Source organism: Curtobacterium sp. 1544, assembly GCF_040544915.1.
GTDB lineage: Bacteria > Actinomycetota > Actinomycetes > Actinomycetales > Microbacteriaceae > Curtobacterium > Curtobacterium pusillum_C.
Genome location: NZ_JBEPKX010000011.1, coordinates 17,162 through 31,262 on the forward strand (window position 1 = coordinate 17,162; position 14,101 = coordinate 31,262).

Genomic DNA, 14,101 nt, shown 5'->3' on the forward strand with positions numbered 1-14,101 from the left:
CCGTCAATGCGAGATTTGCGTCACGCGCGACTCGTAACACGATGTTTTCATTCACCACCACTGAGACGGACAGCGAAGGCCGCCCCGGTTCCCCGGGACGGCCTTCGTCGTGCACACGTGTCAGGACTGCGGCGGCGAGTAGAACTGCAGGTCGTTGCCCTCGGAGTCCTTGAACGGGAAGATCCGGCCCCACGGGTGCTCGCTGATCTCCCCCTCGACGTCCGCGCCGCGCTGCCGCAGCTCGGCGAGTTCGTCCTCGATGGTGCCGTCCGGCTGGAAGGTGATCACCGCGCCGCCGGCGGACGAGACGCTCGCGTCCTCACGGGCGTTCAGGCCGATCGTCAGACCGCCGACCTCGAGTTCACTCCAGTCGTCGCTCTCGTTCCGCACCGTCAGTCCGACGGTGTCGCGGTAGAACGCCACCGCTCGTTGCATGTCGGTCACCGGGACCCACACGGTTGCCACTCCGGATGCCATTGCCGTCTCGTCTCCGGCCGCGCGGTGCGGCCCTCGACGCCGTTGTACGCGTGCGCGTCCGCACGCCTTCACGGCGTTGCGCACTCCGGCTTGCGGGCGAGTGTGCCGGTGTCAGACTGGACGAGCAGCGGCACCATCCGGAACCCGTGCGCGTCCCGGCCCGCCCGTGTCACCGGTCCTGCAGGACCCGCTCCACGATCGCGTCGAGGTCCTCGTCCGGCCGCAGGGGTCGCTCCGTGACGAAGGACAGCGGGTCCCAGCCGCGGTACCACTCTCGCATCTGCTCGGGTGTGAACTCCGCAGACTGCGGGCGGCTGGCGTGCCGGACCACGGTCTCGTCGAACGTCAGGTCGAAGGCGTAGAACCGTGCCTCGTCGGCAGCACCCGCGATCCGCTCGATCATCGCCGCGTACCGGTCCGCGCGGAGGATGCCCTCGAGCACGACGTGGTGCCCCGCGGCGAGACAGTGCAGCGCGGCCGCTTCGAGGAGGGCCGCGTGCGCCATCCCGTCCGCGACGCCGGCGTCCTGGCGTTCCTTGTAGACGATCCGCCGGAAGTGGTCCTGCCCGAGGACGGCCGTCGGCCAGCCCAGCGCACGCTGCAGCGCGGCCGCGACGGTCGACTTGCCGGAGCCCGAGTTCCCACGGATCACGATCAGCACGGGGTTCACGCTACGTCGTCGTCACACGTCCACCCGGTACCCGAGCGCCAGGTCCTCGGCGATCACCCCGCGGATGCCCCAGTTCGCCTTCGGCGTCTCGGTGATCGTGATCTCCACGCTGTGCGGCGCGATGCCCACCTCGGCCGCGATCCGGTCGAAGAGCTCCCGGATGAGCGCCCGCTTCGCGTCGGCGGACCGACCCTCGAACATCGACACCTCGATGATCGTGTAGTCGTCGCCGCGGTCTCTCGGGTACACGAAGTCGGCGGGGTCGAGCCCGACGAACCGGTGGAAGCGCTTCTCCGCCGGGTAGTCGAGGGCCGCCACGACCGCGCCGTGGATCGCGTCGGACAGCTGCTGCCGTCGTGCATCGATGGAACTCCGCCGTCCGTACACGATCACCTGCGCCATGGCGAGACCCTAGCGGGCCGGGCGCGGCGCGGCTGGCCCTGCGGGAGTACCAGCAGTTCCGCGCCGACACCGGGTACCGTCACCCCCGTGAACGGAGTCGGACCCCTCGACGAAGCCGGCCGGCTGCGGCTGCTCGGCGCCGGCGTCACGGGCGCCGCGTTCGCCGTCGTGCTCGCCACCCTCGTCATCTCGTCGTGGGCGGGTTCGAGCACCGCCGTCGTGGTCTCGATCGCCATCCCCGCAGCGGTCGCCGGCATCGCGATCGCCGTGGTCCTGCAGCTCCGCGAGTGGCGGGCCGAGGGCGGGTACGCGCGCTCGGTCGTCGTCCGGAACTGGATCGTCGACGGGCAGGTGCCGGCCGGTGTCCCCGCGACGGAGTGGATCCCGCTCGTCCAGGCGCAGGCCGAACGCGAGGCCGCCGGCTGGGGGAAGATCGTCCTCAGCACGCTGTGGATCGCGATGACCTGGTCGATGCGTGACCAGCACGGTGCCCTGATCACCACGATGCTGATCGCGCTGTGGAGCGGACTCGGCCTCTGGAGCGCAGCCTGGGTCATCCCGCGGGCCCGCGCCGCGAAGGCCCTGCTGCGGAACGGCGTCGCGACCGCGAACTGACCGTCGCCCGAGCACCGGGTGACTACGCTCACCGTCATGCAGAGTCGCACCCTCGGCCGTACCGGCCGCCCCGTGTCCGTCGTCGGCCTCGGCACCTGGCAGTTCGGCGGCGACTGGGGTCCCGTCTCCGACGCCGACGCGAACGCCGTGATGGACGCGTCCGTCGAGTCCGGCGTGACCCTCTTCGACACCGCCGACGTGTACGGCGACGGCCGCAGCGAACAGCTGATCGGCGCCTGGCGGACGACGAACCCCGACGTCCCGCTGACGATCACGACGAAGATGGGTCGGCGAGCCGAGCAGGTCCCTGCGAACTACGTCGCCGCCAACTTCCGCGAGTGGGTCGACCGCTCCCGCCGGAACCTCGGGCAGGACACCCTCGACCTCGTCCAGCTGCACTGCCCACCGACCGCGGTCGTCGAGGACGACGCGGTCTACGACGCCCTCGACGCACTGGTCGCCGACGGCTCCGTCGCCGCCTACGGCGTCAGCGTCGAGACCACCGACCAGGCGCTTGCCGCGATCGCCCGCCCGGGCGTCGCGACGGTCCAGATCATCCTCAACGCGTTCCGTCTCAAGCCGCTGGACCGCGTGCTGCCGGCCGCCCTGGAGGCACGGGTCGGCATCCTCGCGCGCGTCCCGTTGGCCTCGGGGCTGCTGTCCGGCAAGTACACGGCGGAGACCTCGTTCGCCGAGGGCGACCACCGCAACTACAACCGGCACGGCGAGGCCTTCGACCAGGGCGAGACGTTCAGCGGCGTCGACTTCGAGGACGGCGTCCGCGCCGCCCAGGCGTTCGCGGCGGCCCTGCCCGAGGGTGTCTCGGTGCCGCAGGCTGCGCTCGCGTGGATCATCGCGCAGGACGGTGTGACCGCCGCGATCCCGGGAGCCCGCAACCCGTCGCAGGCGCGCTCGAACGCCGGCGCCGGTGACCTGCCCGAGGTCCCGGGTCTCGACGAGACGGTGCGCGAGCTCTACGACGAGTGGTTCCGCGCCAGCGTGCACGACAAGTGGTGAAGCCGGCGGTCGTCGGGCTGGCGCTGACGGTGCTCACCGTCCTGGCGCTGCTCGTCGGCGGGACGAGCCCGTCAGGCGGGACGACCGCGTCCGCACCCCCGTGGCCGGCACCGACCGACCTGTCCGAGCGCGCCGACGCAGCAGGGCTCCGGAACGTGTGGGGCGAGCGGCTCGCCGAGCACGTCCACACCCACCTGACGATCCTGGACGGGGACGAGCGCGTCACCGTGCCGGCGAACATCGGGCACTCGGACCGGGAACGGTTCGCGGCGCAGCTCCACACGCACGACACCTCGGGCATCCTGCACGTCGAGTCGCCGACCCGGGAGTCGTTCACGCTCGGACAGTTCTTCGACGAGTGGGGCGTCCCGCTGACCGCCTGGCACGTCGGCGGTCTCCGCGGTGAACTGACGGTGTGGGTCGACGGCCGCCGGTACCTCGGCGACCCGCGCTCGATCGACCTGGCGAACCGACGTGAGATCGTGCTCGACGTGACCACGATCGGCGAGGTCCCGCGTCGGCCCGCAGCCTTCGACTGGCCCCCGCAGTACCGCTGAGGTCCGCCGCACCGTCGCGTAGCCTGCTGCCGTGACCACCATCCGGACCGGGACCGACCTCGCCGCCGTGGAGGACGTCATCGCCGGGATCACCGCGCACGGCGAGCGCTACCTGTCCCGCGTGTTCACCGCCCGCGAGCGTGCTGACGCCGGCGACGACCCCGAACGCCTCGCCGCGCGGTTCGCCGGCAAGGAGGCGGTGCTGAAGCTCCTCCGGCCCGCGGCCAACGACGCCGTCCCCCTGACCGACGTCGCGATCGTGCACGACACCGTCGGCGCCCCCGTGGTCGAGCTCACCGGACGCGCTGCGGAGCTCGCGAACCGGATCGGCTGCGACACCATCGCTATCTCGCTCTCCCACGAGCGCGGGCTCGCCCTCGCGACGGCGGTCGCCCTCACCGCCTCCTGACGCCCTGGGGCCGCCCCGGGGCGGACGGGAGGCACGGTGCGGGGCCGCCCCGCGCCTCCAGGCCGGCACCCCGCCTGTACGCCCACACAGCCCCGCGGGCGGCCGTGCGGTTTCGCGCACCCGCACAGCGGTTTTCCGGGCCACGGTCCTCCTTATGGTTGCGGACATGGACCAGGACCCGACCACCTCCGCGACCCCCGTCGCACTCGCCGACCCGACGACCGAACAGGCCGTCCGACGCGCACTCGCTGACCACGGGCGCCTCACCGTCGACGCCATGGACGTGGCTTCGATCGCCGACCTCTACGCGCTCGGGCTGACCTCGCACGCGACCGTGAACGTCATGCTCGCAGTGGAGAACGACCTCGACGTGGAGTTCCCGGACTCGGTGCTGAACCGCTCGACGTTCGCGACCGTGGAGTCGATCGTGGCTGCCGCGGAGATGGCCTCGTGACCGTCCCGGTCCTCGATCGACCCACAGCAGCACCGCGCACGACACCGACGGCCCCGGACCGTTTCGCTGCTCGCACCGCACTCGTGGCGGACATCGCCGCGCGCTTCGCGGAGGAGGTCGACCGCGACGCTCGTCCCCCGCGCGAGGCGATCGCCGCCATGCAGGAGCACGGGCTCCTCGCCGCTGCGGTCCCGACCGAGCTCGGAGGCGAGGGCGCGACCCTCGCCGAGCTGTCCGTCATCGCGACCGAACTCGGGCGGTCCTGCGCCGCCACGGCGATGGTCTTCGCGATGCACCAGGGCCAGGTGATGGCGCTGTGGCGGCACGGCGGTGCGTCGTGCGGTGTCACCGCGATGATCGAGGCGGTGCGGGCCGGAGCGCTCGTCGCCTCGTCCACCACCGAGCGCGGCATCGGCGGCGACGCCCGACGGAGCACCTGCGCGATCGAGCCGGACGCAGCAGGACGGATCCGGCTCCGCAAGGACGCGCCCGTGATCTCGTACGCGACCGAGGCCGACGCCGTGTTCGTCACCGCTCGTCGGAGCGTCGACGCCGCGGCCTCCGACCAGCGACTCGTGATCTGCCTGCCGTCGGAGACCACGCTGACGCAGACCTCGACGTGGGACACCCTCGGGCTCCGTGGCACGTGCAGCAACGGCTGGACGCTCGACGCCGAGACCCACGAGGACCGCGTGCTGCGCGACGACTACGCCACGATCTCGGCCCGCACCGTCCTGCCGGTCTCGCACGTGCTGTGGGCGTCCGTGTGGCTCGGCATCGCGGCCGACGCTGCCGACCGTGCCCGTCGGGCGGTCCGGAAGCAGGCCCGCACCACGGTCGGTGAGACCACGGTCGGTGAGACCACGGTCGGTCAGACGCCGCCCGGCGCGCTCCGGCTCGCCGAGCTCCTCGTCGACCTGCAGGCGCTCGCGGACACGATCCGCCACGCTGCAGCGCGGTTCGACGCGGTCGCCGACGACGGCGCGGTCCTCGAGTCGAGCAGCTACGCCCTCGCGGCCAACGCACTCAAGATCGGTGCCTCCGAACGGGTCACCGACCTCGTCACCAAGGCGATGCGGATCGTCGGCATCGCCGGCTTCGCCGCCACCGGACCGCTCAGCGTGGCCCGGCACCTCCGAGACGCCCACGGGGCCGCCGTCATGGTGAGCAACGACCGTCTCCTCCAGAACGACGCCGGACTGGCACTCATGACCGGAGCAATCCTGTGACCATCACCGAACACCCCACGACCGCCCCCGCCGACACCGCCGTCGACGACTCCGCCGCTGCCCTCGACGTCGCTCGGGCAGCTCTGCGCGCACGACTGCTCGCCGACGGCGTCCTCATCGACCTCGGTTCCCCCGGCCTCTACGGGCGGACCGGCGTCTTCGAGCGCGTGTACACGGCCGTCGACGCCGCCGCCGTCCGGAGCCAGCACGACCTCGACGCCGAGGTCCTCCGCTTCCCGCCGGTCGAGCCCCTCGCCGCGTTCGAACGCACCGACTACATCGCGTCCTTCCCGGACCTCGCCGCGTCGATCTCCGGGTTCACCGGCGACGACCGCACCCACCGCGCACTCCTGGCAGCCCGGGAGCGCGGCGAACGCTGGGAGTCCTTCCTGCAGCCGGCCGACCTGATGCTCACCCCGGCCGTCTGCCACCCGGTCTACGGACTCGTCGGCGACACCGTCCCGCAGGAGGGCCGCTCCTTCGACATCGTCGGCGACTCCTTCCGTCGCGAGCCGTCGCTCGACCCGATGCGCCTGCAGGCCTTCCACATGCACGAGTTCGTGCACATCGGCACCCCGGCGTCCGCCAAGGCACACCGTGACGGCCGGATCCCGGTGATGCGCGCGCTGCTCGAGTCGTTCGGGCTCGCGATCGACGTCGTCCCCGCGAACGACCCCTTCTTCGGTCGCGTCGGGCAGATGCTCGCGCGCAACCAGGTCGAGCAGTCCCTCAAGTTCGAGTTCGTCACCCCGGTGTACGGCCCCGACCACGAGCCGACGGCGATCAGCTCGGCGAACCTGCACGAGGACCACTTCGGCACGTCGTTCGGCATCCGGACCGCGGACGGCGCGGTCGCACACAGCGCCTGCCTCGCCTTCGGCCTGGAGCGGATCACGATCGCCCTCTTCGCCGCGCACGGCACCGACCCCGACACGTGGCCGACGGAGGTCCGCACGGCCCTCGCGCTGTGAGCACGCACCACGGCTGGTCGGGATCGCCCGCCCTCCGCGTGGCGGTGCAGCTGCCGCGCGCGGCGCGCGCGGGCGTCGTGATCTGCCCACCGCTCGGGCAGGAGGGCATCATCGCGTACCGCACGCTGCGCCTGCTGGCGGACGGCCTGGAGGCGCGTGGCATGGCCTCGGTGCGCTACGACCCGTCCGGACGTGGAGACGCCGCGCCCGACACGCGTCCGGACGCGCAGGTCAGGTCGGCTGAGCACGCCGCAGCGCTGCTGCGGTCCGCCGGCGTCGAGCACGTGACGTTCGTCGGGCTCGCGTCGGCAGCGCTCGTCGCTGCCGCGGCAGCAGCGGACGGCGACGGTCTCGTCGTCTGGGACGCCCCGGCCTCCGGCCGTGCGTGGCTGCGCGGGCAGCGTGCCCTCGCGGCCATGACGATCGGTCCGGACCGGGTGGTCGACGGCGTCGAGAGCCTGATCGGCATCGACGTGGACCCCGCCGAGGCGGACGAGCTCGCACGCCTGACGTTCACAGCCCGACAGGTCCCCACGGTGGCGCTCGTGCGCCCCGGCAGTCGTCCGCCGCGCGGACTCGGCGCGGTCGACACGACCGAGGTGACCGGGAGCGCCGAGCTCCTCGACGGCTCGAGCCTCGTCGCGGTCATCCCGGGGTCCGCGGTCGAGGCGGTCGTCGCGTGGGTCGACGCCTGGGCCCCGACCACAGCACGCCCCGTCGCGCCACCGCCCCTGCACGAGGTCCTCGACGTCGACACCCGCGTGTCCGAACGGATCGTGCGCTTCGGCCCGGACGACCTCTTCGCGATCGAGACGGTCGGCTCCGGCCAGACCGAGCACGCGCCCGTCGTGGTGCTGCACAACGGCGGCGCCGAACACCGGGTCGGCGTCGCGGACTTCCAGGTCCAGCTCGCCCGGGGTCTCGCGCGCGACGGCGCCCGGGTCGTCCGGGTCGACCGTCGTGGCACCGGCGAGAGCTCCGCCGTGGCCGCGGACGAACGCGCGCTGTTCTACACGCAGGAGTGGCTCGACGACCAGGCCGCCGTCCTCGACGCGCTGGCGACCCCGGCCGAGCAACTCGTGCTCGTCGGGATGTGCGCCGGCGCCTGGCTCGCCGGCCGGGACACCGAGGACCCGCCGCGGCTCGTCGTGGAGATCAGCCCGAACGACTACCGCCGGAACACCGCCCAGCCCGGCACCTACGCGGAGTCCCTCCGCACGGTCGCCCGTCCGTCACCGCTCCGCCTGCGGGTCCGCGGCTGGTGGAACGCGCTCGTCCCGGAACCGGTGCGCGAGCGCGTGGCCCGACGCGGGAGCCACGGCGGGGTCGTCGGGCACCTGCGGCCGCTCGTCGAGCACGGCACCGACGTCGTCGTCATCGCCGCACCCGAGGACGCCGAGCTGTTCGACCGCCTCGGCGGCCGTCGTGCCGAACGCCGGTGGTCCGGCGAGGGACGATCCGGCCGACTGCAGGTGGTCCGGTTCGCGGACGGCGACCACGCCATGTTCTCCCCCGTGATGCGCGAGGCGACCCTCGCCGAGGTGCGCTCGCGCGTCGCCGCGGCGTTCCCCGTGCACGCCTGACCGAGGTCAGGCGATGCCGAGCACCCGTGCGACGGCGTCGGGGTGTTCGACGTGCGCGAAGTGCCCGCAGTCGTCGAGCAGCACGGTCCGTACCTGCGGCAGGAGCGCACCCAGGGCGTCGAGGTCCGACACCCGGGCGAACACGTCGTCCCGTCCGGCGACGGCCGTCACCGGGCAGGTGACCGCGCGCCAGCGGTCGAGGTCGTAGGTGGCCGCCGACCGTGCGGCACCGAGGAACGCCGTCGGGCGGAGCTCGTCGACGAAGGCGTCGAGCACGCTCCGGGCGAGGCGCCGCACGTGGGTGAACACCGGCGCCGCCAGGAGCGGGAGCAGCCCCACCCGCGTGAGCCCACGGAGCACCGGCCGAGCCGTCTCCCGCGTCACGGCGAGCCCGGCCCGGAGCAGGGTGAACGCGGGCAGCCGGAGGACGCCGCGCCAGGGGTGCCGGGCCGCAGCGGCGGTGGCCACCGTCGTGCCCGAGACGAGCGCGACCGAGCGGACGCGTCCGCGAGCGCGCACGGCGAGGTGCATCGCGACGAACGCACCCATCGAGTGCCCCACGACGTCGACGGCGTCGATCCCGAGGGCATCGAGCACCGCGGTCAGCACGGCGACCGCGTCATCGATGCCGAGCGGCGCAGCGGGCGCCGGCGACGATCCCCAGCCGGGCAGGTCGACCAGCACGAGGCCGCGCCCCGGGACACCCCCGGCGGCCTGCAGCAACGGCGTCCACGTCGACCACGACCCCGCGACGCCGTGCAGGAGCAGCATCAGGTCGGAGCCGGCCCGGTGGTGGACGACGACGGGACCGACGCCGGTCGGCACGACCGTCCGGGTGAGGGACCACCTGCCGGGGTCCGCGGACACCGGAAAGGGTGCGTAGGGGTCGACGGTCACCACCCGCTCGCGCGATCCCGTGTCGATGGCGTGCACCGTGCCTCCAGTCCGTCCGACGCGTCAGCGTCTGCCGGAGGGATTCGGAACGCTAGCCGACGGGGACTGGTGCGGTGCAGGCGGCGAGCCGGTCGAGGGCCGCCTTGTACTCCGTGACGTCCCGGGCGACGCCCGGCTCGGAGATGATCGACGCCTTGATACGGCCCTGCACGTCGATCACGAAGGTCGCGCGCGTGGCGAAGCCCTTCTTCTCGAGGAACACGCCGTACTCCTTGGACACGGCACCGTGCGGCCAGAAGTCGGCGAGCAGTTCGAAGTCGTAGCCGTTGGACTCGGCGAACGACCTCAGCGTCGCCTTCGAGTCGACCGAGATGCCGATGAGCTCGACCCGCTGGTCCTGGAACATCGCGATGTTGTCCTGCAGGGCGCAGAGCTCGTTCGTGCACGTGGACGAGAACGCGAGCGGGAAGAAGACGAGGGCGACCGGGCGGGAACCGCGGAAGTCGCTGAGGCGGACGTGCTCACCGAACTGGTTCGGGAGTTCGAAGTCCGGCGCGAGTGAGCCGATCTCCAGTGCCATCAGTGCGTTGCTTCTTCCTCGGGCGTGGGGTGTGCCCGGTGTCCTCGCGCACGCACGGGTCGCGTGTGCACGATCGGCAATCGTACGCCGACGCGTCGTGAATGCAAGCACCGGTCACGTTGCGCTCCGTCAGGTGACTCGTCGGTGGTGGGGCCTAGAGTGGACTGCGGTTCCCACCGCCGGTCGCGACCCGATCGATCGGTGGACCACCTATGTCCACCACCACGAGAACGAACGAGGTCAAGGGTGACGGTGAACGACCAGGACCCGTACAGCCACGGCAGCAGCGACCAGGACCCGGAGGAGACCGCCGAGTGGCGTGAGTCCCTCGACGGCCTGGTGCAGACCCACGGCCACCAGCGTGGCCGCGAGATCATGCTGAGCCTGCTCAAGCGGTCCAAGGAACTGCACCTCGGTGTGCCGATGGTCCCGACCACGGACTACGTGAACACCATCGCGCCGGAGAACGAGCCCGAGTTCCCGGGCGACGAGGAGCTCGAGCGCCGCTACCGCCGGTGGATCCGGTGGAACGCCGCGATCACCGTGCACCGCGCACAGCGTCCGGGCATCGCCGTGGGCGGCCACATCTCGACGTACGCGTCGAGCGCCGCCATGTACGAGGTCGGCTACAACCACTTCTTCCGCGCGCAGGACCACGCGTCCGGCGGCGACCAGGTCTTCTTCCAGGGCCACGCCTCCCCCGGCATGTACGCCCGCGCCTACATGGAGGGCCGGCTCAGCGAGGACCAGCTCGACGGCTTCCGGCAGGAGAGGTCCCACGCCGGCGGTGGCCTCTCGTCGTACCCGCACCCGCGCCTCATGCCGCACTTCTGGCAGTTCCCGACCGTGTCGATGGGCATCGGTCCGATCAACGCGATCTACCAGGCACAGCAGGCCAAGTACCTCTCCAACCGCGGCATCAAGGACGCCTCCGACCAGCAGGTCTGGGCGTTCCTCGGCGACGGCGAGATGGACGAGGTCGAGTCGCGCGGTCAGCTCCAGGTCGCCGCGAACGACGGTCTGGACAACCTGAACTTCGTGATCAACTGCAACCTGCAGCGGCTCGACGGCCCGGTCCGCGGCAACGGCAAGATCATCCAGGAGCTCGAGGCGTTCTTCCGCGGCGCGGGCTGGAACGTCATCAAGGTGGTCTGGGGCCGCGAGTGGGACGACCTGCTCGCCCGCGACACCGAGGGCGCGCTCCTCAACCTGATGAACCAGACGCCGGACGGCGACTACCAGACGTACAAGGCCGAGAACGGCGCGTACGTCCGCGAGAACTTCTTCGGGCGCGACCCGAAGGCGCTCGAGCTCGTCAAGGACTACACCGACGACCAGATCTGGAACCTCAAGCGCGGTGGCCACGACTACCGCAAGGTCTACGCCGCGTTCAAGGCCGCGACCGAGCACAAGGGCCAGCCGACGGTCATCCTCGCGAAGACGGTCAAGGGCTACGGCCTGGGCCCGAGCTTCGAGGGTCGTAACGCGACCCACCAGATGAAGAAGCTCACGCTCGACAACCTCAAGCAGTTCCGCGACGAGATGCGCATCCCGATCTCCGACGCGCAGCTCGAGGAGAACCCGTACACGCCGCCGTACTACCACCCGGGCAACGACGACGAGGCGATCCAGTACATGCACGAGCGTCGCCGTGAACTCGGTGGCTACGTGCCGGAACGCCGGACCAAGTACACGTCGATCACCCTCCCTGAGGACGCGAAGTACCAGGTCGTCAAGAAGGGCTCCGGCAAGCAGGAGATCGCCACCACCATGGCGTTCGCCCGACTGCTGAAGGACCTGCTGCGCTCCCCCGACTTCGGCGACCGCGTGGTGCCGATCATCCCGGACGAGGCACGCACGTTCGGGATGGACGCGTACTTCCCGACGGCGAAGATCTACAACCCGAACGGCCAGCACTACACGTCGGTCGACCGTGAGCTCCTCCTGGCCTACAAGGAGAGCCCGCAGGGCCAGATCATCCACGTCGGCATCAACGAGGCGGGCGCCCTCGCGGCGTTCACCGCGGTCGGTACCTCCTACTCGACGCAGGGCGAGCCGCTCATCCCGGTCTACGTCTTCTACTCGATGTTCGGGTTCCAGCGCACCGGCGACGCCATCTGGGCCGCCGGTGACCAGATGACCCGTGGCTTCATGATCGGCGCCACCGCCGGTCGCACGACGCTCACGGGCGAGGGCCTGCAGCACGCCGACGGCCACTCGCTGCTCCTCGCGACGACGAACCCGGCCGTGGTGTCCTACGACCCCGCGTACGGCTACGAGATCGGGCACATCGTCCAGGCCGGCCTCGACCGGATGTACGGCACGAACGAGGACGGCAGCGCGAAGCACGCCGACCCGAACGTCATGTACTACCTGACGGTCTACAACGAGCCGATCGTCCAGCCTGCGGAGCCCGAGGGCATCGACGTGGACGGCATCGTCAAGGGCATGTACCTGCTCAAGCCGAGCGAGCACGACGGCCCCAAGGCCCAGCTGCTCGCGTCGGGTGTCGCCGTGCCGTGGATCCTCGAGGCGCAGCAGCTCCTCGCCGAGGACTGGGGCGTGTCGGCCGACGTCTGGAGCGTCACGAGCTGGGGTGAGCTGTACCGCGACGGTCTCGACGCGGAACAGCACGCGTTCCTCAACCCGAACGAGGCCCCGCGCACGCCGTACGTCACCGAGCGCCTGCTCGCGACGGAGGGCCCGGTCGTCGCGGTCAGCGACTTCATGCACGCCGTGCAGGAGCAGATCCGGCCGTTCGTGCCGACCGACTACGCCACCCTCGGCGCCGACGGCTTCGGCTTCTCGGACACCCGTCCGGCCGCTCGCCGCTTCTTCCACATCGACGGTCCCTCGGTCGTCGTGCGGACGCTGCAGCAGCTCGCCCGCCAGGGCAAGGTCGACGGCGCACTCGTCCAGCAGGCGATCGACAAGTACCGCCTGCACGACGTGACCGCCGGCACCACGGGCAGCGCCGGCGGCGAGAGCTGATCACCCGGTGACGACACCCCGCACCGACCCTGCCGTGGGCCGGGAGAACGACCGTGAACGGGCGCTCTCCTGGCTCCGGCAGGTGTCGGGCGAACTCTCGACCGCCACCATCAAGCGGCTCGAGGACACCCTCCCGTGGTACAGCGAGATGCCCCCGGGTCGCCGCTCCGCCGTGGGGCTCGTGGCGCAGGCCGGCATCACGTCCTTCATCAGCTGGCTCGAGGGCACCGCGTCCACCCCGTGGATAGCGGCCGCCGACGTGTTCGGGTCCGCGCCCCGCGAACTCCTGCGATCGGTGAGCCTGCAGCAGACGCTCCAGCTCATCCGCGTGGTCGTCACGGTCGTCGAAGAGCGCGCCAAGGACGACGAGATGCTGCAGGAGGCGATCCTCAAGTACTCGCGGGACATCGCCTTCGCAGCGGCCGATGTGTACGCCCGCGCGGCCGAGGCCCGCGGGCTGTGGGACGCCCGACTCGAAGCCCTCGTGGTCGACTCGATCCTCTCCGGCGAGTACGACGACGAGCTGCCGTCCCGCATCGCCGCCCTCGGGTGGCACGGCCACGGCGAGGTCGCGGTCCTGGTCGGCAACGCCCCGAAGCAGCTCGAAGTGGACCAGATCCGCCGGACCGCCCGCCACATGGACGCGGACGTGCTCATCGGCGTGCAGGGTTCCCGGCTCGTCGTGGTCATCGGTCGGGCCACCCCGCGGGACGACGTCCCCGAGGGCGAGGAACCCGTCTCGTTCACCGCGATCGCGCAGGCCCTGGAGCCCTCGTTCGGCGAGGGCCACCTGGTGCTCGGCAACGAGGTCCCCGGCGTGGTCGATGCCTCGACCAGTGCGAAGGGAGCCCTCGCCGGCTTCGCGGTCGCACGGGCGTGGCGTGGCGCACCCCGTCCGGCACTCGCCGACGACCTGCTGCCCGAACGGGCCCTCGCCGGCGACCCCCTCGCCCGTTCGGCCCTCGTGCAGCGGATCTACGTGCCGCTCAAGGACCAGTCGACCGAGCTCCTGCAGACACTCTGGTGCTACCTCGACACCGGGCGATCGCTCGAGGCGACGGCCCGCGAGCTCTTCGTGCACCCGAACACGGTGCGCTACCGGCTGCGGCGCGTGGCAGACATCATCGGGTGGGACGCCACGCACGCGCGGGACGCCCTGATCGTGCAATCGGCACTCATCCTCGGTGCGATGTCCGAGTCGACCGCCGGGCGCCGTCGCATCCCGCACCGCCGGTGAGCACGAGGGTCTCCA

The 14,101-nt window shown here is 71.6% G+C and carries 15 protein-coding genes; 10 read left to right on the plus strand and 5 right to left on the minus strand.

Going from position 1 to position 14,101, the window contains the following annotated elements; translation table 11 throughout:
- Positions 1–120: 120 nt before the first annotated feature.
- The 3 genes from ABIC61_RS08620 to ABIC61_RS08630 form a co-directional block, all read right to left on the minus strand.
- The gene (locus tag ABIC61_RS08620) at positions 121–477 is read right to left on the minus strand and encodes a VOC family protein (protein WP_354029582.1); all 357 of its coding nucleotides are present in this window, start codon (positions 475–477) and stop codon (positions 121–123) included.
- Between the two features lie 169 nt (positions 478–646).
- Complete coding sequence (locus ABIC61_RS08625) at positions 647–1,138, minus strand: AAA family ATPase (RefSeq protein ID WP_354029583.1); 492 nt, start codon at positions 1,136–1,138, stop codon at positions 647–649.
- A gap of 21 nt (positions 1,139–1,159) precedes the next feature.
- On the minus strand, positions 1,160–1,549 hold the full coding sequence (locus ABIC61_RS08630) for a tautomerase family protein (RefSeq protein ID WP_354029584.1): 390 nt from the start codon (positions 1,547–1,549) through the stop codon (positions 1,160–1,162).
- A gap of 87 nt (positions 1,550–1,636) precedes the next feature.
- Here ABIC61_RS08630 and ABIC61_RS08635 point away from each other — a divergent pair, with 87 nt between their 5' ends.
- From ABIC61_RS08635 to ABIC61_RS08670, 8 genes are all read left to right on the plus strand, one after another.
- On the plus strand, positions 1,637–2,164 hold the full coding sequence (locus ABIC61_RS08635; protein WP_354029585.1) for a hypothetical protein: 528 nt from the start codon (positions 1,637–1,639) through the stop codon (positions 2,162–2,164).
- Positions 2,165–2,200: 36 nt separating this feature from the next.
- Positions 2,201–3,181 carry an aldo/keto reductase gene (locus ABIC61_RS08640; protein WP_354029586.1) on the plus strand — a complete coding sequence of 327 codons (981 nt, stop codon included), beginning with the start codon at positions 2,201–2,203 and terminating at the stop codon, positions 3,179–3,181.
- Positions 3,175–3,738, plus strand: coding sequence for a hypothetical protein (locus ABIC61_RS08645; RefSeq protein WP_144750285.1), 564 nt, complete (start codon positions 3,175–3,177; stop codon positions 3,736–3,738). Before ABIC61_RS08640 ends, ABIC61_RS08645 begins: the two co-directional genes overlap by 7 nt.
- Positions 3,739–3,769: 31 nt before the next feature.
- Positions 3,770–4,147 (plus strand): holo-ACP synthase, encoded by a 378-nt coding sequence (locus ABIC61_RS08650; protein ID WP_354029587.1) that lies wholly within the window; start codon positions 3,770–3,772, stop codon positions 4,145–4,147.
- Between the two features lie 166 nt (positions 4,148–4,313).
- Positions 4,314–4,601 (plus strand): acyl carrier protein, encoded by a 288-nt coding sequence (locus ABIC61_RS08655; protein ID WP_354029588.1) that lies wholly within the window; start codon positions 4,314–4,316, stop codon positions 4,599–4,601.
- Positions 4,598–5,830 (plus strand): acyl-CoA dehydrogenase family protein, encoded by a 1,233-nt coding sequence (locus ABIC61_RS08660; protein WP_354029589.1) that lies wholly within the window; start codon positions 4,598–4,600, stop codon positions 5,828–5,830. The genes ABIC61_RS08655 and ABIC61_RS08660 overlap by 4 nt, the downstream gene beginning before the upstream one ends.
- Positions 5,827–6,801, plus strand: coding sequence for an amino acid--[acyl-carrier-protein] ligase (locus tag ABIC61_RS08665; RefSeq protein WP_354029590.1), 975 nt, complete (start codon positions 5,827–5,829; stop codon positions 6,799–6,801). Before ABIC61_RS08660 ends, ABIC61_RS08665 begins: the two co-directional genes overlap by 4 nt.
- Positions 6,798–8,384: an alpha/beta fold hydrolase gene (locus ABIC61_RS08670; protein WP_354029591.1), complete on the plus strand. Its 1,587-nt coding sequence runs from the start codon at positions 6,798–6,800 to the stop codon at positions 8,382–8,384. Before ABIC61_RS08665 ends, ABIC61_RS08670 begins: the two co-directional genes overlap by 4 nt.
- A gap of 6 nt (positions 8,385–8,390) precedes the next feature.
- Here the strand turns inward: ABIC61_RS08670 and ABIC61_RS08675 are convergent, their stop codons facing one another.
- Together ABIC61_RS08675 and ABIC61_RS08680 are read right to left on the minus strand one after the other, a co-directional pair.
- Positions 8,391–9,317 (minus strand): alpha/beta fold hydrolase, encoded by a 927-nt coding sequence (locus tag ABIC61_RS08675; RefSeq protein WP_354029592.1) that lies wholly within the window; start codon positions 9,315–9,317, stop codon positions 8,391–8,393.
- Between the two features lie 52 nt (positions 9,318–9,369).
- Positions 9,370–9,858: a peroxiredoxin gene (locus tag ABIC61_RS08680; RefSeq protein ID WP_079235786.1), complete on the minus strand. Its 489-nt coding sequence runs from the start codon at positions 9,856–9,858 to the stop codon at positions 9,370–9,372.
- Positions 9,859–10,104: 246 nt separating this feature from the next.
- Here ABIC61_RS08680 and aceE point away from each other — a divergent pair, with 246 nt between their 5' ends.
- Positions 10,105–12,849 carry a pyruvate dehydrogenase (acetyl-transferring), homodimeric type gene (gene aceE, locus ABIC61_RS08685; protein WP_354029593.1) on the plus strand — a complete coding sequence of 915 codons (2,745 nt, stop codon included), beginning with the start codon at positions 10,105–10,107 and terminating at the stop codon, positions 12,847–12,849.
- Between the two features lie 7 nt (positions 12,850–12,856).
- Positions 12,857–14,086, plus strand: a complete 1,230-nt coding sequence (locus ABIC61_RS08690) for a PucR family transcriptional regulator (protein WP_079235784.1) — start codon at positions 12,857–12,859, stop codon at positions 14,084–14,086.
- The last annotated feature ends 15 nt before the right edge of the window (positions 14,087–14,101 follow it).

What these genes read in the sequence shown, in the direction of transcription:
- ABIC61_RS08620 (WP_354029582.1), bottom strand. Translation starts at nt 477, where the DNA reads ATGGCATCCGGAGTGGCAACCGTGTGGGTCCCGGTGACCGACATGCAA.
- ABIC61_RS08630 (WP_354029584.1), bottom strand. Translation starts at nt 1,549, where the DNA reads ATGGCGCAGGTGATCGTGTACGGACGGCGGAGTTCCATCGATGCACGA.
- ABIC61_RS08640 (WP_354029586.1), top strand. Translation starts at nt 2,201, where the DNA reads ATGCAGAGTCGCACCCTCGGCCGTACCGGCCGCCCCGTGTCCGTCGTC.
- ABIC61_RS08655 (WP_354029588.1), top strand. Translation starts at nt 4,314, where the DNA reads ATGGACCAGGACCCGACCACCTCCGCGACCCCCGTCGCACTCGCCGAC.
- ABIC61_RS08680 (WP_079235786.1), bottom strand. Translation starts at nt 9,858, where the DNA reads ATGGCACTGGAGATCGGCTCACTCGCGCCGGACTTCGAACTCCCGAAC.